The following is a 24,024-nucleotide window of genomic DNA, read 5'->3' on the forward strand; positions in this document are numbered from 1 at the left end:
TTGACCAGAGGCGGAGCGGCCACGGCAGGAGTGGCCGCCGTCGGCCTTTTGCTGGCCGGATGCAATCCGGGGGGCGAGGGCGTGCGCAGCGAGGGCTCCGCCAGCAGCACCCCCGTACCCCCCAAGGGTCCCGTACGCAGCACCCCCAGCCCGGCCTCGACCCCGAAGCACAAGAAGGTCGACGCGGTCCAGCTGCTGAAGGACGACCCGAAGGTCGGCGCGTTCGTGAAGAAGTCGCTCGGGAAACCGTGCGCCGCCGATGAGTACCCGGTCGAGGTGACCTATGCGTCGCTGACCGGCAGCACGTCCCCCGATGTCATCGTCAACGTAATGACCTGCGCGGATTCCGTCGGCATCGGCTCGTATGTGTACCGGAAGCACAGCGGTACGAAGCTCGGGTATGACAACGTGTACACGAACGAGCAGCCGTCGGTCTCCGCCGCGGTCAACAAGGGCGAGCTGGAAGTGTCCCGGCAGACCTATGAGCGCGACGACAAGGTGTGCTGCCCCTCCGGTGAGGATGTGACGCCGCTCCGCTGGAAGGACGGCCGCTTCATCGAGCACGACGGCTATCACACGGACTACAGCAAGACCACCGTCGACGGCGCCACGTCGGGCGACGGTACGGGATCGGAGGGTTGAGACAACCGCATGGCCGAGACCCATGTGCTCTTTGTCGAGGACGACGATGTCATTCGCGAGGCGACGCAGCTCGCGCTGGAGCGGGACGGTTTCGAGGTCACCGCGATGCCTGACGGGCTCGCGGGGCTGGAGGCGTTCCGCGCGAACCGTCCCGATATCGCGCTGCTCGATGTGATGGTGCCGGGGCTCGACGGGGTCAGCCTGTGCCGGCGGATTCGTGATGAGTCGACGGTGCCCGTCATCATGCTGTCGGCGCGTGCCGATTCCATCGATGTGGTGCTCGGTCTGGAGGCCGGCGCCGATGACTATGTCACCAAGCCGTTCGACGGTGCGGTGCTGGTCGCCCGGATCCGTGCCGTGCTGCGCCGTTTCGGCCATGCCAGTGGCCCGGAGCGGGGCGGTGCCGCGGCGGCCGACGCGGACGATCCCGCCGAGGCGGTGCTGCGCTTCGGTGATCTGGAGGTCGACACCGAGGGCATGGAGGTGCGCAAGGGCGGCCGGAATGTCGCGCTGACGCCCACCGAGATGCGGCTGCTGCTGGAGTTCTCGAACGCGCCGGGCACGGTCCTGTCGCGTGACCGGCTGCTGGAGCGGGTCTGGGACTACGGCTGGGGTGGTGACACCCGGGTGGTGGACGTCCATGTCCAGCGGCTGCGCGGCAAGATCGGCCAGGACCGGATCGAGACGGTCCGCGGCTTCGGTTACAAGCTGAGAGGCTGACACCTCCGGTGGTCAGACTGGCCCTGCGTACGGGGCTGAGATGGAAGCTCAGCGCCGCGATCGCGCTCGTCGGAGCCCTGGTCGCGATCGCGCTGAGCCTTGTCGTGCACAACGCCGCCCGGCATTCCATGCTCGACAACAGCCGGGATGTGCAGATCGAGCGGCTCAACTTCACGCAGAAGATCTTCGAGTCCACGAACCGGCTGCAGTTCGGCGCGAAGATCGATGATCCGGCGCTGCCGCGGCCGCTGCGGGACGAGGTCGCCAAGAACAAGCGCGCCACGTACCTCCAGGACACCGGGCAGACCGTCCCCGAGGTGTGGGCGGCGTCCCCGCTCAGCAACGGGCGGGTGCTGTCCATGCACGATCGTTTCCCGGACCGCTTCGCCGTCCTGGACGATCTGGATCAGGCGCTGGTGATCGGCTCGACCGCGGTGGTGGTCGGCGGGTGTGCGCTGGGGGTGCTGGTCGGCGGGCGGCTCTCCAAGCGGCTGCGCAAGGCGGCCGCGGCGGCCGGGAAGCTCGCCGACGGCGATACCGCGGTCCGTATCCGCGACGAGGTCGGCAGCGGCCGGGTGCGGGACGAGACCGATGATCTGGCGTGGGCCGTGGATGCCATGTCGGACGCGCTGCAGGAACGTATCGAGGCCGAGCGGCGGGTCACCGCTGATATCGCGCATGAGCTGCGCACCCCGGTCACCGGTCTGCTGACCGCCGCCGAACTGCTGCCGCCGGGCCGCCCGTCCGAGCTGGTGCGCGACCGGGCGCAGGCGCTGCGCACGCTGGTCGAGGATGTGCTGGAGGTGGCGCGGCTCGACGGCCATGCGGAGCGCGCCGAGCTGCAGGACGTGGTGCTCGGGGAGTTCGTGACCCGCCGGGTGCGTGCCCTGGGCCCGGACATCGTTATCGACGTCGTACGGGATGCCGAGGTCACCACCGATCCGCGGCGGCTGGAGCGGATTCTCGGCAATCTCATCGCCAATGCCGCCCGGCACGGCCGGCCGCCGATCGAGGTCACCGTCGAGGGCCGGGTGCTGCGGGTGCGCGACCACGGTGCGGGTTTCCCCGAGGCGTTGTTGCGGGAGGGCCCGAGCCGCTTCCGTACGGGCAGCAGCGACCGGGCCGGCCGGGGCCACGGTCTGGGGCTGACGATCGCGGCCGGCCAGGCCCGGGTGCTGGGCGCCCGGCTCACCTTCCGTAACGCGGATGAGCTCACGGACGGGTCGACGGGTGCGGTGTCTGTCCTGTGGCTGCCGGAGAACGCGCCTACCAATACGGGGAGCTTTCCGGTGATCCAGCTTCCGGATCGTTAGCCACGGCCGGAGCGGCTGCCCTCCCCCGTTGTGGGTGAAAAGCCGGTGGGGGTGCACGTGATCGCTCACGTGCACCCCCACCGGCCGGTCCGACGGATCAGACGGTCTCCGGTACCGCTATGCGGTCCGTGGGAGCGTCCTCGCTCTTCGAGCTCTCGGCCGGGGTGGCCGGGCCGCCGCGTAGCGGGACCTCCTTGAGGAACCAGGCCGCGGCGAAGCCGGCGATGCTGATCACCGCGCCCCACAGGAAGACCTGGTGGGTGCCGGTGGCGACCGCGTGCGCGTAGGCGTCCTTGATCATCGGCGGCAGCGCGGCCAGGCCCTTCGGGTCCATCTGGGCGCCGCCGCTGGTCATCTTCTCGCCGGCCTTGCCGATCCGTTCGACCATGGTGGCCTGCACCTGGTGGGTGAAGATCGCGCCGAGGATCGCGACGCCGAAGGAGCCGCCGATCGTACGGAAGAGGGTGGCCGAGGACGAGCCGACGCCCATGTCCTTCATTTCGACGCTGTTCTGCGCGATCAGCATCGTGGTCTGCATCAGGAAGCCCATTCCGGCACCGAGCACCGCCATATAGGCGCCCGAGGTGAAGCGGGTGGTGTCGGTGTCCATGAGGGACAGCAGGGTCAGGCCGAGGGTGATCAGCCCGCCGCCGACCACGACGAAGATCTTGTACTTGCCGGTCCGGGTGGTGACCCGGCCCGCGAACAGCGACACCGCCATCATGGCCAGCAGCATCGGCAGCAGCAGCAGACCGGAGTTGGTGGCCGAGGCGCCCTGCACGGTCTGCTGGAACAGCGGCAGGAACGTCATCGACCCGAACATCACAAAGCCGACCAGGAAGCCGATGACCGTGACGAGCGAGAAGTTGCCGTTGCGGAAGATGTGCAGCGGCAGCACCGGCTCGCTGACCTTGCGCTCGACGAACACGAAGAGGACGAGCGCGACCACACCGGTGACGGCGAGGCCGACGATCTGCGCGGACAGCCAGTCGTACTCGGTGCCGCCCCAGGTGGTGATCAGCACCAGCGCGGTGATGCCGATGGTGAGCAGCGCGGCTCCGACGTAGTCGATACGGGTCTGCGACCGCTTCTTCGGCAGATGCAGCACCGCGGTGACCATGATCAGCGCGATCGCGCCGAGCGGCAGGTTGATGTAGAAGCTCCAGCGCCAGCCCAGGTGGTCGGTGATGCTGCCGCCGACCAGCGGTCCGCCGATCATGGCGACGGCCATCACGCCGGCCATCATGCCCTGGTACTTGCCGCGCTCCCGCGGCGGAATCAGATCGCCGATGATCGCCATGACGCCGACCATCAGACCGCCCGCGCCCAGGCCCTGGACGGCGCGGAAGCCGATCAGCTGCCCCATGTCCTGCGCCATGCCGGAGAGGGCGGAGCCGATCAGGAAGATCACGATGGAGGTCAGGAAGACGCCCTTGCGTCCGTACATGTCGCCGAGCTTGCCCCAGATCGGTGTCGAGGCGGCGGTCGCGAGCGTGTACGCGGTGACGACCCAGGACAGATGTTCCAGTCCGCCCAGTTCACCGACGATGGTCGGCATCGCGGTGCCGACGATCATGTTGTCCAGCATCGCGAGCAGCATCGCGATCATCAGCGCGAAGAGCACCATCCGTACGCTGGCGGGCTGCTTCGCCTCCCCCTTGGCCGGTGCTGCGTCCGGTCTTCCCTTCACGGCCGAGGTCTTTCCGTCCCCCGTCGGGGTCGCATTGTGCGACTTCCCCATCACTCACTCCCACTTACTTGCCGCCCGGCTAGTTCAGTACAGTGAGGAAGGTAGGCGGCCAACTAGCCGGGCGTCAAGTAAGTTTCTCCGGTGCCCGACTGGGCAAGCCCTCTGACCAGTACCGACGACGCAGGAGAGCAGCATGAGCACACAGGCGCGCAGGGGAAACACCCGCCAGCGCATCCAGGACGTCGCTCTGGAGCTGTTCTCCGAGCAGGGCTATGACAAGACCTCGCTGCGGGAGATCGCCGAGAAGCTCGATGTCACCAAGGCGGCGCTCTACTACCACTTCAAGACCAAGGAAGACATCGTCATCGGCCTGTTCCAGGACCTGAGCCGGCCCATCGACGAGCTGATCGTCTGGGCCGAGGGGCAGCCGCGGACCCTGGAGACCAAACAGGAACTGATCCGCCGCTACAGCGAGTCGCTGCGCTCGGCCGAGCCGCTCTTCCGCTTTCTGCAGGAGAACCAGGCCGCGGTGCGCGATCTGAGCATCGGCGAGAGCTTCAAATCGCGGATGCTGACCCTCTTCGGCCTGCTCAGGGAGCCCGGCTCGGAGCTGACGGATCAGGTGCGCTGCATGACGGCACTGTTCTCGATGCACGCGGGCATGTTCGCGATGCAGAACCTGGAGGGCGACCCCGAGGAGAAGCGCAGTGCTCTCCTCGAGGTCGCCACTGAACTGGTCACGGCGGCAAACCCGCCGAACCGCCGGCCAGCCCGGCCGGATTCAGCTCAGACGGTGTCGCCGTGAGCCCGCAGGAATCCGGTCGGCTCGATGCCCGTCCCGTAGTCAGGACCGGTGCGGACCTCGAAGTGCAGGTGGGGGCCGGAGGAGTTGCCGGTGCTGCCGGACAGACCGATCTTCTCGCCGGTGCCGACCTGCTGGCCGACGCTCACGTTGATCTGTGACAGGTGCGCGTACTGGGTGTACATGCCGTTGTCGTGCTTGATCACGATGGCGTTGCCGTAGGCGGGGCCGTCGCCGCCACCGTTGGGGCCGGCCTTGACGACGGTGCCGGCGTGCGCGGCCTTGACCGCGGTGCCGCTCGGCACGACGAAGTCCTGGCCACTGTGGCTGTGCGCCCACATGTTGCCGGCCAGACCGAAGGTCGAGCCCAGGGTGTACTTGTCGACCGGGGTCACCCAGGCGTTGGCCTTCTTGGCGGCGGCCTGCTTCGCCTTGGCCGCGGCGGCCTTGGCGTCGGCGACGGACTTGGCCTGTGCGTCGGCCTGTGCGGAGACGGTCGAACCGACACCCGAGGTGAGGTTCTGCAGACCCGCGTCGGCGGCGGTGGCTATACCGGCGCCCAGGGCGGCGGTAACGCCGACGCCGGCGGCGACAACGGCGACGCGATTGCGCAGCGCGGACTTCTTCGAATTGCGGAGAGCGGCGAACTTCGACATGCGGGTTTTTCCTCCAGTGAATTGATTGGTTTCCCGGCTGCGGACCGGGATCGCCATTCCTTGGTAACCCGCCTTCGCCGCCCCGCCAAGGGGCCTTTCTACTAACCCGGCCCGTACGGGAACGGGGGTGACGGAGGCCCTTGCGGGCCCGCCAACCATCCGCACGAAACCCCCAAATTCGGACATCTTGCCGCGTGAAGTGAGCCTGCCGCACGCCTTTTGAACAGGGGTTTTCCCCAGGTGTCGCATGGGGCTCGCCCCTCCCTGGCCGCTCGCCGGTCACTGGCACCCCGCTCGGCCCGGGAAACCCTTACGCCCCCGCCTTCCCATTCCCCTAATATCTTTAGTAGGCCCCGAATCGGCTGTGTGCCATGTCACCGATAATCAAGATCCAAGGGCTTTTCCGGTCCCCTTCGGGTGCCCGATTCGGGGTTTTCGATCTTCGCGGGGCGGGCGACTCAGGTATTTGTGACGTGGCTTACCCGGCTTTTGTGACCCGGATTACGCGGCTTTTGTGACCGGGGTTACCCGGGCTTTGTGACCCGGGTTACCCGGGTCACAAAGCCCGGGCACTCTTCTGCGCCTCTCCGCACCACTGCGCGACTCTGCGTCCCCCGCGTGAACCTGGCCGATCCCCACCCGCCGTCCCGTACGGCCGATCTAGCCTGGCCCGACGGCAGCAGCACCGGCCACGGGGGAGGGCGGACCGCACGATGGACCCGTCAGCAGTGGGTGTCCGACTCGCCTCCGGCGTGGTCGCACCGCTCGTCAGGAAGCTCTTCGTCAAGGAGGGGCCCGGCGCCGGCCTGGTGGCGAAGCCGGTACGGATCTCCGGGCTGGTCTCCTTCAAGGGCGAGCAGCGGACCCTGACCGACAAGGACCTGCACAAGCTCGCCGCGGAGCTGGTCGACCGGGCCGTACGGACCGCCGGGGCCGGGGAGCGCCCGCTGGCCGTGGACGAGGAGCGGGCGGTGGCCGATGCCCTGGCCACCACGCTGCGCGGGCTGGGCGAGCTCGACATGGACGACGTACAGGCCGTGCGCCTGGGCGCCACCGCCCTCGCCGAGCGTCTGGAGGCGGCCAGCCCGCACGCCGTCCGCGGCCTCTCCCGGGACGCCGAGCTGCTGCACGCCACCCTGCTCGGCACGGCCTGCCTGCACATCGTGCACTTCTTCACCCAGCGGTCGGCCTTCGTCGCCCGCACCCTGGTCCAGCAGAGCAGGAGCCTGGACAGCCTGATCACGGTGATCGACGAGTTCCTCGAACGGCATCCGTCCCCGCGGGCCGCGGACGCCGCGTTCGAGCGCGGCTATCTCGCGTACCTCGCCCGTAAGCACGGCCGGCTGACCATCTACGGCATCGATCTCGCCGACTCCCCGGACCGGTGGCCGCTGGACGCGGCGTATATGAGCCTGGAGGCGACGGCCCCGGCCGCCCGCGAGGTGACCGCCGTCGGCCCCTTCGACGGGGAGGCGGGCCCCCGGGGCGCGCCGCCGGCCCCGGTGCCCGTCCCCGCGGACCAGGCCCTGGCCGGGCGCGACCGGGTGCTGCTGCGCGGTGTCGCCGGCTCCGGCAAGAGCACCCTCGTCCAGTGGCTGGCCGTCTCCTGCACCAAGGCCCCCGGAGAGACCGCCCTCCCCCACCTCTACGGCCGGATCCCGTTCGTCCTCCCGCTGCGCACCCTCGCCCGCGACGGGGCGCCGCTGCCCACCCCCGACCGGTTCCTGGCGGCCGTCGGCTGCCCGGTGTCCGGTGCGCAGCCCGAGGGCTGGGCGAATCGCGTGCTGACCTCCGGGCGGGCGCTGCTGCTGATCGACGGCCTGGACGAGATCCCCGAGCGCGAGCGGGAGCTGACCCGCCGCTGGCTGCGCGACCTCACCGACGCCTTCCCGGACAACCTGTGGCTGGTCACGTCCCGCCCCTCCGCCGTACGCGACGACTGGCTGGCCGCCGACGGCTTCGGCGAGCTGACACTCTCCGCCATGAGCCGCACCGAGGTCGCCGCCTTCATCGGCCGCTGGCACGACGCGGCCCGCTGCGACGCCGAGGACCCCGAACGCCTCGACGCCTATGAGCAGTCCCTGCTGGCCGCCGTCCACACCAAACAGGACCTCGCCCGGCTCGCCACCAACCCCCTCATGTGCGGCCTGATCTGCGCACTGCACCGGGACCGCCGCGGCTATCTGCCCACCGGCCGCAAGGAGCTGTACGACGCCGCCCTCGGCATGCTGCTCTCCCGCCGCGACCGGGAACGCGATATGGCCGCCCCCACGGGCATCGAGCTGAGCGACGAGCCGCAGATCCAGCTGCTCCAGCGGCTCGCCTACTGGCTGATCCGCAACGGGCGCAGCGAACTCGACCGGGACCGCGCGGAACGCATCCTCGCCGAGGCACTGCCCGCCGTCCCGGCTGCGGCGGACCAGGGCGACGCAACGGCCATTTTCCGCCATCTGCTGCTGCGCAGCGGCCTGCTCCGCGAACCGGCCCCCGGCGCCGTCGACTTCGTCCACCGCACCTTCCAGGACTACCTGGGCGCCAAGGCGGCCGTGGAGGACGGCGAACTTCGGGCTGCTGGTCGCGCATGCGGAGGACTCCCAGTGGGAGGACGTGATCCGGATGGCGGTGGCGCATGCGCGGCCGCGGGAGAGGGTGGAGATTCTGCGGGGAGTGATGGCGCGCGGAGACGAGGACGAGATCCACGACGGCCCCAAGTGGCTGCGGGTAACCCTTCTTGCGCTGGCCTGTCTGGAGCATGCGACGGAGATCGATCCGCGGGTGCGGGACGAGGTGAACGAGCAAGCGTGGGGGATTCTGCCGCCGCGCAGCCGCGAGGAGTCGGAACTGCTCGCCGAGGTGGGGCCGCTCGTGCTGGAACTGCTGCCCGGTCCGGAAGGGCTGGCGGACGACGAGGCGCAGGAGGTGGTGGCGACCGCCGGGCTCATCGGGTCGGATGCGGCGCTGGAGGTCATGAAGCGGTTCCGGGATCATCCGGCGGAGGGCGTTGGGCACCAACTCGCGTTTTCATGGCCGCAATTCGATACCCACGCCTACGCCCGGGAAATCATCCAGTACCTCGATGCCAAGGTGACCGTCCCTGCCACGTCCCCGGCCGAACTGCGCGCGGTCCAGGCGCTCGGCCGGCGACGTGTCTCGGTGCGCGGCCCCTTCACGGCTGCCGAACTGCTGGAAGCATTGCCGCTCGACCTGACCGAGAGCCTGTACATCACAGAGAACCCGGAGATCGCTGATCTCACCTTCCTCCGGGAGTTCCCCGCTCTGGAATGGCTGTCGCTCTGGGACTGCCCGGCCGTCGAAAGCGTCGCCCCGCTCGCGGACCATTGCCTCCAGACTTTGAGTATTGACGGGCCGCCCGAGAAGAACGTGGCGCTTCCGCGCGGACTTAACCGGCTGCACAGCCTTCGTTCGCTGGTGCTCCGCTGCACGCTTCCGCCAGAGGGCTTGGCAGTCCTCCCCCAGGATGCCCCGTTGAGCCACTTGTCCCTCATCGGATCTGTGGGCGCCGAATTCACCGGCATCACGCGCTGGCCCGGCATCACCAACATCCAGCTGACGTGCCTTGCCCATGACTTCGGGACGGACCAATGGAGTGCGCTGACCTCACTGAGCCAACTGGAGTACTGCTCCTTCGGCCTGGCGGAAGAAGGCGTCCCCTTGAAGCTGCCGACCGGTCTCCGGATTCCGCAAGTGAAGACGCTCAGCATCCTCAATATGGCGCGCCTGCCGCTGTCCGAAATGAGCCGCGTACTGCGCGCCGCCCTCCCCGCTTTCCCCGGTGTCCGCGAACTCCAGCTCTACGGCGCCATTGACGGCTTCATCGACCTCTCCCCCACGGCACTCCTACCGGAACTCCAGGAGGTCTTTCTCCACTACGTCCACCCGGAACCTGGCCACCCCCTCCCTCCCCACATCAAACTCACCCGCTATCCCCGCCCCCGCACATAGGCTGACCAACAGCGCAGCCCCCAGCCCCAATCCCCCTCTCCAGCACCGCAGTTACGGGGAATCCATGGATCCCACGAACATCGTTGCCCGCCTCACGCCCCAAGCCGTCGATCCGCTGATCCGCAGGCTCTTCGCTCCTGACGGGGCGGTCGCCGAGCCCGTCGACCGGCCCGTACGCCTCTCCCGGCTGCTCTCCTTCACCGGCGAGAAACCGACCCTCAGCGACAGTGAGCTGCACGGTCTCGCCGCGGCCCTCGTCGAGCAGGCGTCGGCCGGCCGGACGGATGCCGAGAGCGAGGCCGTCGCCACCGCCCTGGCCCGCACCCTGCGCGCGCTCGCCGAGATCGAGATGGACGACCTCGATGCCGCCCGCCTCCTCCCGGCCGAGTTCGCCCGGCGCCTTTGCGCAGCCGTGCCCGGCGCCACCCGGCAGCTGACGCACGACGGGGCCCGGCTGCACGGCCTGCTGCTGGACGTCGCCGCCCTGCACCTGCTGCACCGCTTCACCCAGCGGTCGCCCTTCGTCGCCGGGACGCTCGTGGAGCAGACCCGCACCCTCACCGAGCTGATCCACGGGCAGCGCGCCGCCTTCTCCACCGCCGCGCAGCCGTCCCGTACCGCCGGAGCCTCCCCCACCACCGACACCGTCCAGGACGCCGCCCCGTTAGCCACCGCTCCCGCCCCCCAAACCCCCCAAGACGCCACCTTCGAAGCCCGCTACGCCCGCGACACCGCCGCTCTCCACAACCACCTGACGATCTTCGGGATCGATCTGACGCACTCCCCCGACAGCTGGCCGCTGGACGCCGCCTATCTGGGGCTGCAGTGCGAGCCCGGTCCCCAGGACGCCGAGGGCGCGCCGGACGGTGCCGGGCAGGACGATCCGCCGCTTCCGGCGGAGCAGGCGCTGTCCGGCCGCGGGCGGGTGCTGGTGCGCGGGGTGGCCGGGTCGGGCAAGACGACCTTGTTGCAGTGGCTGGCCGTCGCCGCCGCCCGTGATGAGCTGCCGGAGGCGCTGGCGGGGCTGCGCGGCCGGGTGCCGTTTCTGCTGCCCGTACGCCGCTTCGCCCGTGAGGGGCTCCCCTCGCCCGGCGCGTTTCTGAGCGCCGTCGGTCACCGGGACGCCGCGGCGGCGCCGCCCGGCTGGACGGAGCGGGTCCTGGCGGCGGGGCGCGCGCTGCTGCTGATCGACGGGATCGACGAGGCCCCGGAGAGCGCGCGGGAGCAGGTGCGCCGCAAGCTCGGCGAGTGGACCGCGCGCTACCCGGACAACGTCTGGATCGTCACCTCGCGGCCGTCCGCGGTGCCCGGCAACTGGCTCGCCGGGGAAGGGTTCAGCGAGCTGTCGCTGGCCCCGATGGGCCGCGAGGACGTCGCCGCGTTCATCCAGCGCTGGCACCGTGCCGCGGCCCAGCGGTGCCCGGCCGACCTGGACCGGCTCGGTCATTACGAGCGCACGCTGCTCAACGCCGTACGGATCACCCGGGATCTGGGGCGGCTGGCGACCAATCCGCTGATGTGCGGGCTGCTGTGCGCGCTGCACCGCGACCGCCGGGGCTATCTGCCGCACGGCCGGAAGGAGCTCTATGACGCGGCGCTGTCGATGCTGCTGGAGCGCCGGGACCGGGAGCGGGCCATGGTGCCCACCGACGGGGTGGAGCTGACCCGGCAGCCCAAGATCCAGCTGTTGCAGAAGCTCGCCCACTGGATGCTGGTCAACGGCCGCTCGGAAATGGACCAGGCCACCGCGGTCGACACCCTCGCGCAGTATCTGCCCGCGATACCGGACGCGGCCCGCCAGGGCGGCCCCGAGGACGTGTTCCGGCATCTGCTGAACCGCACGGGGCTGCTGCGCGAGCCCACTCCCGGCGCCGTCGACTTCGTCCACCGCACCTTCCAGGACTATCTGGCCGCCCGCGCGATCGTGCAGCGGCACGATTTCCGGCTGCTGCTGGACCATGCCCACCACGACGATTGGGAGGACGTCATCCGGATGGCGGTGGCGCTGGCCCGGCCCGATGAGTGTGCGGCGCTGCTGGACGGCCTGCTCGCCCCGCACCCCGGTATGCGGGCCGCCGAGGCGCGGCACCGCAAGCTTCTCGCGGCGGCCTGTCTGGAGCATGCCACCGAGCTGGATCCGGAGGTCCGGGCGCGGGTGCAGCGCTTCACCCGCGCCATGGTGCGGCCCAGCACGCCGTCGGCGGCCCGTGCGCTGGGCTGGATCGGGCCGATCGTGCTGGAGATGCTGCCCGATCCGGCCGAGGTCTCCGATCATGAGGCGTATCTGCTGGCGATCACGGCCACCTCGATCGCCGATGACATGGCGATCGACTATCTGACGGGCCTGCGTGACCGGGCGCACCACGAGGTACGGGCGCAGCTGGCCGGGGCCTGGCGGCGCCATGACACCGCCCGCTACGCCCGCGAGATCATCGCCCACCTGGAACCGGCCGAGCTGTACTTCCCGGTCTCCGATCTGGAGGAGCTGCATACGCTGCGCCGGCTGGGCGGCCGCCCGCATCTGCGGATCGCCGGGTCTTTCACACCGGACCAGCTGCTGGAGGGCATCGCTCCGGCCGAGGGCCTGACGCGCTTGTGGCTCGCCTATGACCTGGGCGTTTCGATGGAGTGGCTGGCCGCCTTTCCGCATCTGGACACGTTGCGGATCGGCCGTCGTATTCCGCCGGTGAGCGGTGTTCCGGAGGGCATTCGTGTGGTGCAGATGTAGCGTGCGGATGCCCGCCGTGCACGGTCTCTGCACAAACGGCCGAAAATGATCCTGACAAAATGCGCGTGGTATTTCCGCGCCGTTTAAGAACGGGCCCTTACGGAGCCCTTACGGAGCTCCTACAAGGCGCATACAGAACTGCCCCGGAACCGTGAGAAACGATTCCGGGGCAGTGCCGCTTGCGGTTATCCGCGTGCCGTTCAGGCGTCCTTGCTGAGGTTCGGACCCGAACCGCCGGTCGCGGACTCGATCGGCGGGGCGTCGGGCAGGGCCGACTTCTCCTCGCCGCGGAAGGTGAACTTGGCGGTTTCACCCTCACCCTCGACGTCGACGACCACGATGTGGCCCGGACGCAGCTCGCTGAAGAGGATCTTCTCCGAGAGGGCGTCCTCGATCTCGCGCTGGATCGTGCGGCGCAGTGGACGGGCGCCGAGCACCGGGTCGTACCCGCGCTTGGCCAGCAGCGACTTGGCCTCGCTGCTGAGCTCGATGCCCATGTCGCGGTCCTTGAGCCGCTCGTCCACCTTGGCGATCATGAGGTCGACGATCTGGATGATGTCTTCCTCGGTCAGCTGGTGGAAAACGACGGTGTCGTCGACACGGTTGAGGAACTCGGGGCGGAAGTGCTGCTTGAGCTCTTCGTTGACCTTGTTCTTCATCCGCTCGTAGCTGGACTTGGTGTCGCCCTGGGCGGCGAAGCCCAGGTTGAAGCCCTTGGAGATGTCCCGGGTGCCGAGGTTGGTCGTCATGATGATGACCGTGTTCTTGAAGTCCACGACCCGGCCCTGGGAGTCGGTCAGCCGACCGTCCTCCAGGATCTGCAGCAGCGAGTTGAAGATGTCCGGGTGGGCCTTCTCGACCTCGTCGAAGAGCACGACGGAGAACGGCTTGCGGCGCACCTTCTCGGTGAGCTGGCCGCCCTCTTCGTAGCCGACGTAGCCGGGAGGCGAACCGAACAGCCGCGAGACCGTGTGCTTCTCGCTGAACTCCGACATATCGAGGGAGATCAGCGCGTCCTCGTCGCCGAAGAGGAACTCCGCGAGCGTCTTGGACAGCTCGGTCTTACCGACACCGGACGGGCCGGCGAAGATGAACGAGCCACCGGGACGCTTGGGGTCCTTCAGGCCGGCACGCGTACGGCGGATGGCCTGGGAGAGCGCCTTGATGGCGTCCTTCTGGCCGATGACGCGCTTGTGCAGCTCGTCTTCCATCCGCAGCAGCCGGGAGGACTCCTCCTCGGTGAGCTTGAAGACCGGGATGCCGGTGGCCGTCGCCAGGACCTCGGCGATCAGCTCCTCGTCCACCTCGGCGACGACGTCCATGTCGCCGGCCTTCCACTCCTTCTCCCGCTTCGCCTTGGCGGCCAGGAGCTGCTTCTCCTTGTCGCGCAGGCCCGCGGCCATCTCGAAGTCCTGCGAGTCGATCGCGGACTCCTTCTCCCGGCGCACATCGGCGATCTTCTCGTCGAATTCGCGCAGGTCCGGCGGTGCGGTCATCCGGCGGATGCGCATCCGGGAGCCGGCCTCGTCGATCAGGTCGATCGCCTTGTCCGGCAGGAAGCGGTCCGAGATGTAGCGGTCGGCCAGGGTGGCGGCGGCGACCAGGGCGGAGTCCGTGATGGAGACGCGGTGGTGCGCCTCGTAGCGGTCCCGCAGGCCCTTGAGGATCTCGATGGTGTGCGGCAGCGACGGCTCCGCGACCTGGATGGGCTGGAAGCGGCGCTCCAGGGCCGCGTCCTTCTCCAGGTGCTTGCGGTACTCGTCGAGCGTCGTGGCACCGATGGTCTGCAGCTCGCCTCGCGCCAGCATGGGCTTGAGGATGCTGGCGGCGTCGATCGCGCCCTCGGCGGCGCCCGCACCCACGAGGGTGTGGAGCTCGTCGATGAACAGGATGATGTCGCCGCGGGTGCGGATCTCCTTGAGCACCTTCTTGAGGCGCTCTTCGAAGTCACCCCGGTAGCGGGAGCCGGCGACCAGGGCACCGAGGTCCAGGGTGTAGAGGTGCTTGTCCTTGAGGGTCTCGGGCACCTCGCCCTTGACGATGGCCTGCGCCAGGCCCTCGACGACCGCCGTCTTGCCGACGCCGGGCTCGCCGATGAGGACCGGGTTGTTCTTGGTACGGCGGGACAGGACCTGCATGACCCGCTCGATTTCCTTCTCGCGCCCGATGACCGGGTCGAGCTTGGTTTCGCGAGCGGCCTGCGTCAGGTTGCGACCGAACTGGTCCAGGACGAGGGACGTCGAGGGCGTGCCCTCGGCGGGGCCGCCGGCGGTGGCGGCTTCCTTGCCCTGGTAGCCGGAGAGCAGCTGGATGACCTGCTGCCGCACCCGGTTGAGATCGGCGCCCAGCTTCACCAGGACCTGGGCGGCGACGCCCTCGCCCTCGCGGATCAGGCCGAGCAGGATGTGCTCCGTACCGATGTAGTTGTGGCCGAGCTGGAGGGCCTCGCGGAGCGAAAGCTCCAGGACCTTCTTGGCACGGGGGGTGAAGGGAATGTGCCCGGACGGGGCCTGCTGGCCCTGCCCGATGATCTCCTCCACCTGCTGGCGGACCGCCTCGAGCGAAATCCCGAGGCTCTCCAGGGCCTTAGCGGCGACACCCTCACCCTCATGGATCAGGCCCAGGAGGATGTGCTCGGTGCCGATGTAGTTGTGGTTGAGCATCCGGGCTTCTTCCTGAGCCAGGACGACAACCCGCCGCGCGCGGTCGGTGAACCTCTCGAACATCGTTAATCGCTCCTCAGAGCGGTCAGGCAGTTAGGGGTCGGTCCCCTCCCTGTCCTTCCGCATGCTAGTCCCGCGGGGCGGGACAGCTCATTCCAACTGCCGACACCCGTCCGGATCACCCCCGCTCCGGCGGGGAAATTTACTGCCGAACAGCTGACATCTGCTCCAACTCGATGGTGCGAGACGATGTTCCCGCAGGCCAGGCATATACGCCCTCTGCCACTACGCCCGTGGCGAACGCGCCCTGTACCGACACGCCGTCCGCGGCCGCTCATCGGCCGGGACGAAACGCCTCGGGCGCCGGTCACACCGTCTCTTCCCACTGAGACTGTCTTACCCGCTGCCACTGACACTCCATGCGGCGCGGGCGTCTTCCATCCGCTACGGGCGAACATCCGCACGCCATCGAGTACGCCCCCGCGCCCCACCTCCAGGCACCGTGCGCATCCACGCCAGCACCCAACGTAACTTCCAGGCTTTTCGGGAGTTTCTCCGGGCATGGCCCGTGTGCTTCCGCGCCCCCGTAGTCCCCTCGCCGCCGTCCGACGGTGGTACGAGGAAGAGCTGGGCTGGCCGACCGCCGAAACGGAGCCGGTGGAGCTGCTGACGGGCCTGCGCTTCGATGTCCTGGAGATGCCGGCCGGGGCGGGAAGTGCCGTACTACGGAGATTGCCGCGCACCGGCCCGGTGGCGCTCGTTCGGGCCGGATGCGACGGTAATCACGCCATTGATCGGCCGAAATTGCTCATGCTCATCGCGGCCGGCGGCGCCGAGGAACTCCCGGGAATCCTGGAATGGCTGGAGTGGGGCGCGCTCGTCCCGGATCTCACGGCGCGTGGGACCGGAGACCGGATGCCCGCGCCGGTGTTCCCCACTGGCGCAGCTCCGTCATACGGATTCGGTTCCCGGGAGGCCGCGCGATGGGTGCGACCTCCCCGGCCCGGGTACGAAGCGGCGAATTCCCTGCCCACCACGGGGTTCGGGGCAGGAAACGGGGACGACAGGGGCGGCCCCGACCTCGTACGACTCGTGAGCGCGGCGGCGACGGAGTGCCACCGTGCCCGGTTGCTGCGTGCTCGTAATGCCCAATCGGATCGCGCGTACGGCGATCAGCCGTTGGCCTTCTCAAATGCCTCGCGAATGTCCGCGGGGACACGGCCGCGGTCATTGACGTTGTAGCCGTTCTCCTTGGCCCAGGCGCGGATCTTCGCGGTGTCCTGGCTGCCGCCGGAAGAAGCACCACGCGCCTTGCCGCGACCCGAAGAAGCGCGGCCACCGGTACGGCGGCCCGCCTTCACGAAGTCGGCGAGGGAGTCGCGCAGCTTCTGGGCGTTGCTGTCGGAGAGGTCGATCTCGTAGGACTTGCCGTCGAGAGCGAACGTCACCGTCTCGTCCGCCTCGCCACCGTTGAGGTCATCGACAAGAAGAACCTGAACCTTCTGTGCCACCGGTTTCCCTTTCATCGAATGCGGATTACGACGGAAAGCAAACCGCTTTTCCGGGAAAAACACAAACCCTTGGGTAGGGTTCACTTGCCCACAGAGCGGGGAACGCATGCTTCCGCACCCATGAGATAGGGGAGCGATTCGGACATAGAACACTCATCACAGGTGCAGAAGCATCCGGCTGTTACCCAGGGTGTTGGGCTTCACTCGTTCGAGGCCCAGGAACTCCGCAACGCCCTCGTCATAGGAACGCAGCAGCTCACTGTAGACATCACCGTCTACCGGCGCTTCGCCGATCTCTACGAAGCCGTGCTTGGTGAAGAAGTCGACTTCGAAGGTGAGACAGAAAATGCGCCGCACTCCGAGCCAGCTCGCGGTGCGCAGCAGCTTGTCGAGGACTTGGTGGCCGACTCCGGCCCCCTTGAGGCGCGGATCCACGGCCAGGGTGCGGACCTCCGCCAGGTCTTCCCACATGACGTGGAGTGCCCCGCAGCCGACGACCTCGGCGTCTTCGTCGCGTTCGGCCACCCAGAACTCCTGGATGTCCTCGTAAAGCGTGACGGTGGCTTTGTCGAGCAGGATCCCGTCGCGTGAGTAGGCGTCGATGAGGTGGCGTACGGCCGGTACATCGCTGGTCCTGGCGCGGCGGACGGTCAGGCCATTTGAATGCGGGGGCATGGCGGGACGCTATCGCCCCTTGCCGGTGGCACTCGCCCCGGGTTCATCCCCTTCGGCGGAACCGGCTTCATCGGCCTCTTCCGGTGCCGCTTGTGCGGTGCGTTCTTCCGCGGGCGCGGTCTCTTCGGTCTCTTGTGCCGGTTGTTCCGCGGCTTCCGCCGGTTCGTCGATCTGCACCATCCGTACGGCATCGCGCAGGGCCTGTCGCTGTTCCGGCGACATCATGCCGAAGAAGGCGACAAGGGCGGCCGCGGGGTTGTCGCTGGCGGACCATGCCTCGTTCATCAGTGCGGCCGCGTAGGCGGCGCGGGTGGAGACGGCCTCATATCGATAGGCGCGGCCTTCTGCTTCGCGGCGCACCCAGCCCTTCTGGTGAAGGTTGTCCAATACGGTCATGACCGTGGTGTAGGCGATGGACCGTTCCTTCTGCAGGTCTTCCAGGACTTCTCGAACGGTGACCGGGCGGTTCCACTCCCAGACCCGCGTCATGACCGCGTCTTCCAGATCACCCAAGCGTCTCGGCACACAAGAACAATAGTGGGAGTTGTCGCGAATGCCCGTTGATCTCGTTGCGTTTGGGTCGGAAAAAGGAGGGACGGCCCGGGACGGTCTCTCCCGGGCCGACGGTGCGCGCGGGCCGCCTGAGGGGCGGCGGGCGGCTCAGGAGCCGTGCGCGGTGGGCTCCTGGCGGGCGGTTTCGGCGCGCGCCAGGGCGGCGTCCACGGCGGCGTCTTCCTTGGCCTTGTTCTCCCCGCCCTGGTTCTTGATGATCACCACGATCAGAGCGGTGAAGGCCACGGCCATCACTACGGGCGGGAGCAGCGCTGCGACGTAATCCATGGCGTATGGCCTCCTTTGGGGCGTGAGATACCAGAGTACGCAGCGCTCAGGCGGTGCGGCTCTCGGGGGGCGGGGCGGGCTTGCGGCGGGGCGGGAAGACCTCGCCGGGGGTGGGGATGGGGCGGTCCCGCCGCGGGCCCTTGGGCTGTGGCGCGGGTGCGGGCTCGGGTTTGCGCTCCGGCTTCGGCTCCCGCTCGGGCTCCGGCTCCCGCCCGCCGCGGGTGGCCGAGCGGCCGCCTGGCAGCGCGCGCAGCCGGGTCCGTACGGAATGCTCGGCGAGCTGCTCGCAGTGGCGCAGCAGGGCGCTGCGGCGCTCGTTCTCGGCCGTTCCGCGGGCCCGGGGCAGCGCGCGGAGAGCGGCGAGATCGTCGGGGCCGGGGACATGGCCCGCTGCCAGCGCCTCCTTGAGCTGCGCGAGGTAGCCGGCGACCGAGCCGGGCAGGGCCGCGCGGTAGCGGGCGAGGTCGGCGAGGAGGAAGGCGCGCAGCCGGCCGCCTTCGCGGACCGCCTCGTCGACCGCCTCGGCCAGCCGGAGGTATTCCTGGATGTCCTGGGTCCACTCGGGGCCGAGGGCGCCGAGCGGGGCGGACGGGGACGTCGTCTGCAGGGCATGGGCGAGGGCGCGACGGAGCACACGCAACTCATCGGCGCTGAACGCCATGCCGCCGCGGGTTCCGTTTGGCATTGGCATGTGGCGACTTTACGACCGTTTCCGACAAAAGCCGCTTAATTCGTGAACGGTGGCGCGGCCGCGAGCCGCACCACCGGTCATCCGGCGCGGAAATACCTACGGCGAACCGCGGGTCTCCCTAGGAGCGGGCGATATTCCGCTCGTAGACCAGGCGCAGGCCGATCAGGGTGAGCCACGGCTCGTGCTCGTCGATCTCCGACGATTCGCCGAGCACCATCGGCGCCAGCCCGCCGGTGGCGATCACGGTCACCTCGTCCGGGTCGTCGGCCAGCTCCCGCGCCATGCGCTGCACCACACCGTCGACCTGGCCCGCGAAGCCGTAGAGGATGCCGGACTGCATGGCCTCCACGGTGTTCTTGCCGATGACGCTGCGCGGCCGGGCCAGTTCGATCTTGCGGAGCTGGGCGCCCTTGACGCCCAGCGCCTCCACGGAGATCTCGATGCCCGGGGCGATCACGCCGCCCACGTACTCGCCGCGCGCACTGACCGCGTCGAAGGTGGTGGCCGTACCGAAGTCCACGACCACCGCGGGGCCCCCGTAGAGTTCGACGGCCGCCAGGGCGTTGATGATCCGGTCGGCGCCGACCTCCTTGGGGTTGTCCATGAGGATCGGCACGCCCGTTTTGACGCCCGGCTCCACCAGGACGGCCGGGACGTCGCCGTAGTAGCGCCGGGTGACCTCGCGCAGCTCATGCAGGACGGAGGGCACCGTGGCGCAGATGGAGATGCCCTCGATGCCGTCGCCCAGGTCGTCGCCGAGCAGCGGGTGCATCCCCATCAGGCCCTGGAGGAGGACGGCCAGCTCGTCGGCGGTGCGCCGGGCGTCGGTGGAGATCCGCCAGTGCTCGACGATCTCCTCGCCGTCGAAGAGGCCGAGGACGGTGTGGGTGTTGCCCACGTCGATGGTCAGGAGCATGGCGGTCAGCGGTCCTCACGCACATCGTCGGCGGCGCCCCGGTCGCCCTGCCCGTCGTCCTCGCGCAGGTCGAGGCCGATGTCCAGGATCGGGGAGGAGTGGGTGAGCGCGCCCACGGCGAGGTAGTCGACGCCGGTCTCGGCGTAGGAGCGGGCGTTGTCGAGGGTCAGCCGGCCCGAGGACTCCAGCATCGCCCGGCCGTCCACCAGGGCCACGGCCTCCCGGGTCTGCTCGGGGGTGAAGTTGTCCAGCAGGATCAGATCGGCGCCCTCGGCGAGGATCGGCGGGATCTGGTCGATGCGGTCGACCTCCACCTCGATCGGTACGCCGGGGAACTCGGTCCGTACGGCCGTGAAGGCCTCGGCCACGCCGCCCGCCGCGACCACGTGGTTGTCCTTGATCAGCGCCGCGTCGGACAGCGACATCCGGTGGTTGACGCCGCCACCGCAGCGCACCGCGAACTTCTCCAGGGCGCGCAGGCCCGGCGTCGTCTTACGGGTGTCGCGGACCCTGGCCCCGGTGCCGTCGAGCACATCCGCCCAGGCCCGGGTCGCGGTCGCGATACCGGACAGCCGGCACAGCAGGTTGAGGGCGCTGCGCTCGGCGGTGAGCAGGTCACGGGTGTGGGTGGTGACGCTCAGCAGCGGGGTGCCGGCCGCGACCCGGTCGCCGTCCTCGACGTGCCGCTCGACCTCGAACTCGGCGGTGCAGACGAGGGAGAGCACCGCCTCGGCGATCCGCAGCCCGGCGACCGTGCCGGCCTCGCGGGCCGTGAAGTCGCCGGTGGCGACGGCGTCTTCGGGGACGGTCGCCACGGTCGTGACGTCCACGCCCTGGTCGAGGTCCTCTTCGAGGGCGAGCTGGGCGATGGCCTCCACCTGGACGGGGTCGAGCCCGGCGGCCACCAGGAGCACGGCCAGGTCGGGGTCGAGTCCACAGGTCAGCGGGTCGATCTCGTACGGGTTCTCGTCGCCGCCGCAGCCGCAGGCGTCGCCGCAGCCCCCGGCGGGGGCGCCGGCGGTCGGCCCGCCGATCTGGAGGAGGGGGAGGTCGTCGGGGGTGCTGCTCACGGGGTGGCTCCGTATTCGGGGAGGTGGGGTGGGCGCGGTCTGTCTTGGCGGGCGGTGGGATCGGTGGCTACGGGGTGACCGTCGGCGGGAAATCGGCGGTCGCCGTCGTATGGAGGGTCAGCGCGCGGTCCGCATCCAGGGTGATGCGGAAATGACGGCGCCAGGAGGCATCGTCCCGGTCCGGGTGGTCCTCGCGCCAATGGCAGCCGCGGGTCTCCTCCCGGCGCTGCGCCGCGGCGACCAGCACCCGGGCGACGCAGAGGAGGTTGGTGGCCTCCCAGGCTTCTACGCCGGGTTCCGGGGCCTTGGGGTCGGCGGGGGCGGTCGGGGTGGCGGTCCCGGTGGCGGTCGCGCCGGCCGGTTCGGCGCGGCCCGGCCGGCCGGCCGCGGCGGTCGCCTCCCGGTGGAGGCGGTCCAGTTCGGCGGCCGCCCGTGCGAGGCTCTCCGCGCTGCGCAGCACCCCGGCGCCGGTGGTCATGATCCGCTGCACGGCGGTGCGGGTATCGGGGGCGAGAAGGGGGAGGGCGGTGCGGGGGGCGGACGGGGCGGTTGCGCGCGCCGGGTTCGGCCCGTCTGCCGGTGTGCTGTTCGGCGCGGCCTCCGGGGCAGGGGTCCCGGCGATGTCCGCGACGATCCGCTCCGCGAAAACCAGGCCCTCCAGGAGGGAGTTGGAGGCGAGGCGGTTGGCACCGTGCACGCCGGTGCAGGCGACCTCGCCGCAGGCGTACAGGCCGGGGACCGTCGTGCGCCCGCGCAGATCGGTGCGTACGCCGCCGGAGGCGTAGTGGGCGGCCGGGGCGACCGGTATCGGCTCGGTGACCGGGTCGATGCCGTGGCTGCGGCAGGCGGCGAGGATGGTCGGGAAACGGGACTCCCACATCTGGGCGCCGAAGTGCCGGCCGTCCAAATACATGTGCGCGACGCCCTGTTCGTGCGCCTGGCGCATGATCGCCTTGGCGACGATATCGCGCGGCGCCAGCTCGGCGAGTTCATGCTGCCCGACCATGAAGCGGGTGCCGTCGGCGTCGACGAGGTGGGCGCCCTCGCCCCGTACGGCCTCGGAGATCAGCGGCTGCTGGCCTTCCGCTTCCGCCCCCAAATACAGGACGGTGGGGTGGAATTGGACGAATTCCAGGTCGGAGACCTCGGCGCCGGCGCGCAGCGCCAGGGCCACCCCGTCGCCGGTGGAGACCGCCGGGTTGGTGGTCGCGGAGAAGACCTGCCCCATGCCCCCGGTGGCGAGCACCACCGCCGGGGCGTGTACGGCCCCGACGCCGTCGTGCTGGCCCTCCCCCATGACGTGCAGGGTGACCCCGGCCGTACGGCCGTCGGCGTCCGTGAGCAGGTCCAGGACGAGTGCGTTCTCGATGGTGCGCAGTCCGGCGGCGCGGACCGCCCCGACGAGCGCGCGGGAGATCTCGGCCCCGGTGGCGTCGCCGCCGGCGTGCGCGATACGACGGCGGTGGTGGCCGCCCTCCCGGGTGAGCGCTATCTCGTCGCTGCCCGGGGCGGTGTCGAAGCGGGCTCCGGTACCGATGAGCCGGTGGACGGCGTCCGGGCCCTCGGTCACCAGGGTCCGTACGGCGGCCTCGTCGCAGAGTCCGGCGCCCGCGACGAGGGTGTCGGCCAGATGCTGCTCCGGGGTGTCGCCGTCGCCGAGCGCGGCCGCGATCCCGCCCTGTGCCCAGCGTGTGGAGCCGTCGTCCAGCCGGGCCTTGGTGACGACGACGGTCCGGCGGCCGGCCGCGGCGCAGCGCAGCGCGGCGGTCAGTCCGGCCACCCCGGAGCCCACCACGACGACGTCCGCTGCGATGGACCAGCCGGGGGCGGGGGCGGTCAGGCGTATTCCGGTGCCTGCGGCGGGGCCGGGGCCGGTGCCTGTTCCGGTGGCGGTCATCGGGTCGCTCCGAGGGGGCCTTGGGGGGTGGGGGGAGGTGTGGTGGGTGTGGTGGGTGAACCGGAAGCGGGGGCGTCCGACGAGGTGGTCGCCGAAGGGGCGGCGTCCGAAGAGGCCGTCTCCGAAGTAGCGGCGCCGGTGAGGGTTCCGCCCTGGTGGGTGGCGGTCGTCGGGCCGGAGCGCCCGGCGCGGAAGACGAGCCGGATGTTGTCGATCAGCCGGGTGGTGCCGACCTTGGCGGCGACCGCGAGGATGGCTTCGCCCTCGTAATTGTCCGGGATCTCGGTGAAGTCGGACGGGTCGACCAGCGCAAGGTAGTCGAGCGCGAGCGGCGGTTCCAGACGGGCGGCGTCGTCCAGTACGGCCTGGGCCGCGGCACGTGCCACGGACGGGCCGTGCGGGGGGCCCGCCGCGGCGTAGGCGACGGCGTGGGCGTCGGCGGCGGCCCGGTCCTCGCCGAGGGCGGCCAGCGCCGCGGCACGGTCCTGCGCCGCGTGGCCCGTGGAGGCGGCGCGGGCGCGCAGCGCCTCCTCGGCGGCGAGCCGGTCGCGGGCCGCGAACAGCGCCGCCGACAGCGCGAGCGCGGTGCGCCGCTCCGGGTGGGAGAGGTAGCGGTTGCGGCTGGAGAGGGCGAGCCCGTCTTCCTCGCGCACCGTGGGGACGCCGACGATCTCGACGGGGAAGTTGAGGTCGGCGGCCATCCGTGTGATGACGGCGAGCTGCTGGGCGTCCTTCTGCCCGTAGAAGGCGATGTCCGGCGCGGTCAGATGCAGCAGCTTGGCGACGACGGTCAGCACCCCGTCGAAGTGCCCGGGGCGGCTGGCGCCTTCCAGGAGGGTGCCCATGGGGCCCGCGGCGACCCGGATCTGCGGCTCTCCGCCCGGGTAGACCTCGTCGGCGGACGGGGCGAAGACGACATCCGCGCCCGCGGCGGCCGCCAGCTCCGTATCGGCGTCCAGGGTGCGCGGGTAGCGGTCCAGGTCCTCGCCCGCCCCGAATTGCAGCGGATTGACGAAGACCGTGACGACGACCTGGCCCTGCGGTCCGACCCGGCGGCGGGCGGCGCGGATCAAGGTGGCGTGGCCCTCGTGGAGCGCGCCCATGGTCATGACGACGACGCGGGCTCCGGTGCCACGGGGCAGCTCGCGGAGGGCGGCGGCGGTGTGGAGGAGGTGCACGGGGTGGGTGGGGCGGACGGGCCGGGTGGGGTTCTCGTCCATGGGCTGGTCCGGCTCCTGGTTCACGGG

20 protein-coding genes are annotated in these 24,024 nt (G+C 70.0%); 8 read left to right on the top strand and 12 right to left on the bottom strand.

The genetic code is table 11. The annotated features are described in order from the left end of the window. Positions 1–81 precede the first annotated feature (81 nt). From STRTU_RS15065 to cseC, 3 genes are read left to right on the top strand one after another with little or no spacing between them, the layout of a single operon-like run. Positions 82–642, top strand: coding sequence for a hypothetical protein (locus STRTU_RS15065; RefSeq protein ID WP_272591805.1), 561 nt, complete (start codon positions 82–84; stop codon positions 640–642). Positions 643–651: 9 nt separating this feature from the next. Further along, on the top strand, positions 652–1,362 hold the full coding sequence (cseB, locus tag STRTU_RS15070) for a two-component system response regulator CseB (protein ID WP_159744000.1): 711 nt from the start codon (positions 652–654) through the stop codon (positions 1,360–1,362). 8 nt (positions 1,363–1,370) lie between these two features. After that, on the top strand, positions 1,371–2,675 hold the full coding sequence (cseC, locus tag STRTU_RS15075) for a two-component system sensor histidine kinase CseC (protein WP_159744001.1): 1,305 nt from the start codon (positions 1,371–1,373) through the stop codon (positions 2,673–2,675). Positions 2,676–2,772: 97 nt separating this feature from the next. Here cseC and STRTU_RS15080 read toward each other — a convergent pair whose 3' ends face one another. Further along, positions 2,773–4,416, bottom strand: coding sequence for an MDR family MFS transporter (locus STRTU_RS15080; RefSeq protein ID WP_371873597.1), 1,644 nt, complete (start codon positions 4,414–4,416; stop codon positions 2,773–2,775). A 142-nt stretch (positions 4,417–4,558) separates the two neighbouring features. Between STRTU_RS15080 and STRTU_RS15085 the strand changes: the two genes are divergently transcribed. After that, positions 4,559–5,170, top strand: a complete 612-nt coding sequence (locus tag STRTU_RS15085; protein WP_159744002.1) for a TetR/AcrR family transcriptional regulator — start codon at positions 4,559–4,561, stop codon at positions 5,168–5,170. Here STRTU_RS15085 and STRTU_RS15090 read toward each other — a convergent pair. Further along, entirely contained in the window at positions 5,152–5,823 is a 672-nt protein-coding gene (locus STRTU_RS15090) for a M23 family metallopeptidase (protein WP_159744003.1), read from the bottom strand. The two genes, STRTU_RS15085 and STRTU_RS15090, sit on opposite strands and share 19 nt — an antisense overlap. 713 nt (positions 5,824–6,536) lie before the next feature. On the opposite strand from STRTU_RS15090, the gene STRTU_RS15095 reads away from it, so the two are divergent. From STRTU_RS15095 to STRTU_RS15100, 3 genes are all read left to right on the top strand, one after another. After that, positions 6,537–9,071: an NACHT domain-containing protein gene (locus STRTU_RS15095; RefSeq protein WP_443098475.1), complete on the top strand. Its 2,535-nt coding sequence runs from the start codon at positions 6,537–6,539 to the stop codon at positions 9,069–9,071. Then, the gene (locus STRTU_RS36330) at positions 8,977–9,786 is read left to right on the top strand and encodes a hypothetical protein (RefSeq protein WP_443098476.1); all 810 of its coding nucleotides are present in this window, start codon (positions 8,977–8,979) and stop codon (positions 9,784–9,786) included. Before STRTU_RS15095 ends, STRTU_RS36330 begins: the two co-directional genes overlap by 95 nt. Positions 9,787–9,850: 64 nt before the next feature. After that, a complete protein-coding gene (locus tag STRTU_RS15100) occupies positions 9,851–12,514 on the top strand; it encodes an NACHT domain-containing protein (RefSeq protein ID WP_159744004.1) in 2,664 nt (887 codons plus the stop codon). Positions 12,515–12,714: 200 nt separating this feature from the next. On the opposite strand, the gene STRTU_RS15105 is transcribed toward STRTU_RS15100, so the two are convergent. Beyond that, complete coding sequence (locus STRTU_RS15105) at positions 12,715–15,240, bottom strand: ATP-dependent Clp protease ATP-binding subunit (RefSeq protein WP_159744005.1); 2,526 nt, start codon at positions 15,238–15,240, stop codon at positions 12,715–12,717. A 498-nt stretch (positions 15,241–15,738) separates the two neighbouring features. Here STRTU_RS15105 and STRTU_RS15110 point away from each other — a divergent pair, with 498 nt between their 5' ends. Further along, positions 15,739–16,419, top strand: coding sequence for an SCO3374 family protein (locus tag STRTU_RS15110; RefSeq protein WP_167539151.1), 681 nt, complete (start codon positions 15,739–15,741; stop codon positions 16,417–16,419). Here STRTU_RS15110 and STRTU_RS15115 read toward each other — a convergent pair. The 9 genes from STRTU_RS15115 to panC all read right to left on the bottom strand — a co-directional run bounded on the left by STRTU_RS15115 (position 16,350) and on the right by panC (position 23,997). After that, positions 16,350–16,688: a histone-like nucleoid-structuring protein Lsr2 gene (locus STRTU_RS15115; protein WP_159744006.1), complete on the bottom strand. Its 339-nt coding sequence runs from the start codon at positions 16,686–16,688 to the stop codon at positions 16,350–16,352. The genes STRTU_RS15110 and STRTU_RS15115 overlap by 70 nt on opposite strands. A gap of 156 nt (positions 16,689–16,844) precedes the next feature. After that, positions 16,845–17,363, bottom strand: a complete 519-nt coding sequence (locus STRTU_RS15120) for an amino-acid N-acetyltransferase (RefSeq protein WP_159744007.1) — start codon at positions 17,361–17,363, stop codon at positions 16,845–16,847. Positions 17,364–17,372: 9 nt separating this feature from the next. Further along, positions 17,373–17,852, bottom strand: a complete 480-nt coding sequence (locus STRTU_RS15125; protein WP_246241388.1) for a BlaI/MecI/CopY family transcriptional regulator — start codon at positions 17,850–17,852, stop codon at positions 17,373–17,375. Positions 17,853–18,023: 171 nt separating this feature from the next. Next, complete coding sequence (locus tag STRTU_RS15130) at positions 18,024–18,203, bottom strand: hypothetical protein (protein WP_159744009.1); 180 nt, start codon at positions 18,201–18,203, stop codon at positions 18,024–18,026. Positions 18,204–18,249: 46 nt separating this feature from the next. Then, positions 18,250–18,894 (bottom strand): hypothetical protein, encoded by a 645-nt coding sequence (locus STRTU_RS15135; RefSeq protein WP_246240550.1) that lies wholly within the window; start codon positions 18,892–18,894, stop codon positions 18,250–18,252. 118 nt (positions 18,895–19,012) lie between these two features. Next, complete coding sequence (locus STRTU_RS15140; protein ID WP_159744010.1) at positions 19,013–19,810, bottom strand: type III pantothenate kinase; 798 nt, start codon at positions 19,808–19,810, stop codon at positions 19,013–19,015. A 5-nt stretch (positions 19,811–19,815) separates the two neighbouring features. Next, positions 19,816–20,880 carry a carboxylating nicotinate-nucleotide diphosphorylase gene (gene nadC / locus STRTU_RS15145; protein ID WP_159744011.1) on the bottom strand — a complete coding sequence of 355 codons (1,065 nt, stop codon included), beginning with the start codon at positions 20,878–20,880 and terminating at the stop codon, positions 19,816–19,818. A 67-nt stretch (positions 20,881–20,947) separates the two neighbouring features. Then, complete coding sequence (locus STRTU_RS15150) at positions 20,948–22,777, bottom strand: L-aspartate oxidase (RefSeq protein WP_159744012.1); 1,830 nt, start codon at positions 22,775–22,777, stop codon at positions 20,948–20,950. Then, complete coding sequence (gene panC, locus STRTU_RS15155) at positions 22,774–23,997, bottom strand: pantoate--beta-alanine ligase (RefSeq protein ID WP_159746967.1); 1,224 nt, start codon at positions 23,995–23,997, stop codon at positions 22,774–22,776. Before panC ends, STRTU_RS15150 begins: the two co-directional genes overlap by 4 nt. Positions 23,998–24,024 lie beyond the last annotated feature (27 nt).

Source organism: Streptomyces tubercidicus (assembly GCF_027497495.1).
Taxonomy (GTDB): domain Bacteria; phylum Actinomycetota; class Actinomycetes; order Streptomycetales; family Streptomycetaceae; genus Streptomyces; species Streptomyces tubercidicus.

Coding starts and splice junctions, on each gene's coding strand:
- cseB (WP_159744000.1), top strand. CDS start 652: ATGGCCGAGACCCATGTGCTCTTTGTCGAGGACGACGATGTCATTCGC.
- STRTU_RS15080 (WP_371873597.1), bottom strand. CDS start 4,416: ATGGGGAAGTCGCACAATGCGACCCCGACGGGGGACGGAAAGACCTCG.
- STRTU_RS15085 (WP_159744002.1), top strand. CDS start 4,559: ATGAGCACACAGGCGCGCAGGGGAAACACCCGCCAGCGCATCCAGGAC.
- STRTU_RS15090 (WP_159744003.1), bottom strand. CDS start 5,823: ATGTCGAAGTTCGCCGCTCTCCGCAATTCGAAGAAGTCCGCGCTGCGC.
- STRTU_RS15095 (WP_443098475.1), top strand. CDS start 6,537: ATGGACCCGTCAGCAGTGGGTGTCCGACTCGCCTCCGGCGTGGTCGCA.
- STRTU_RS15100 (WP_159744004.1), top strand. CDS start 9,851: ATGGATCCCACGAACATCGTTGCCCGCCTCACGCCCCAAGCCGTCGAT.
- STRTU_RS15105 (WP_159744005.1), bottom strand. CDS start 15,240: ATGTTCGAGAGGTTCACCGACCGCGCGCGGCGGGTTGTCGTCCTGGCT.
- STRTU_RS15110 (WP_167539151.1), top strand. CDS start 15,739: ATGGCCCGTGTGCTTCCGCGCCCCCGTAGTCCCCTCGCCGCCGTCCGA.
- STRTU_RS15120 (WP_159744007.1), bottom strand. CDS start 17,363: ATGCCCCCGCATTCAAATGGCCTGACCGTCCGCCGCGCCAGGACCAGC.
- STRTU_RS15125 (WP_246241388.1), bottom strand. CDS start 17,852: ATGACGCGGGTCTGGGAGTGGAACCGCCCGGTCACCGTTCGAGAAGTC.
- STRTU_RS15130 (WP_159744009.1), bottom strand. CDS start 18,203: ATGGATTACGTCGCAGCGCTGCTCCCGCCCGTAGTGATGGCCGTGGCC.
- STRTU_RS15135 (WP_246240550.1), bottom strand. CDS start 18,894: ATGCCAATGCCAAACGGAACCCGCGGCGGCATGGCGTTCAGCGCCGAT.
- STRTU_RS15140 (WP_159744010.1), bottom strand. CDS start 19,810: ATGCTCCTGACCATCGACGTGGGCAACACCCACACCGTCCTCGGCCTC.
- STRTU_RS15150 (WP_159744012.1), bottom strand. CDS start 22,777: ATGACCGCCACCGGAACAGGCACCGGCCCCGGCCCCGCCGCAGGCACC.
- panC (WP_159746967.1), bottom strand. CDS start 23,997: ATGGACGAGAACCCCACCCGGCCCGTCCGCCCCACCCACCCCGTGCAC.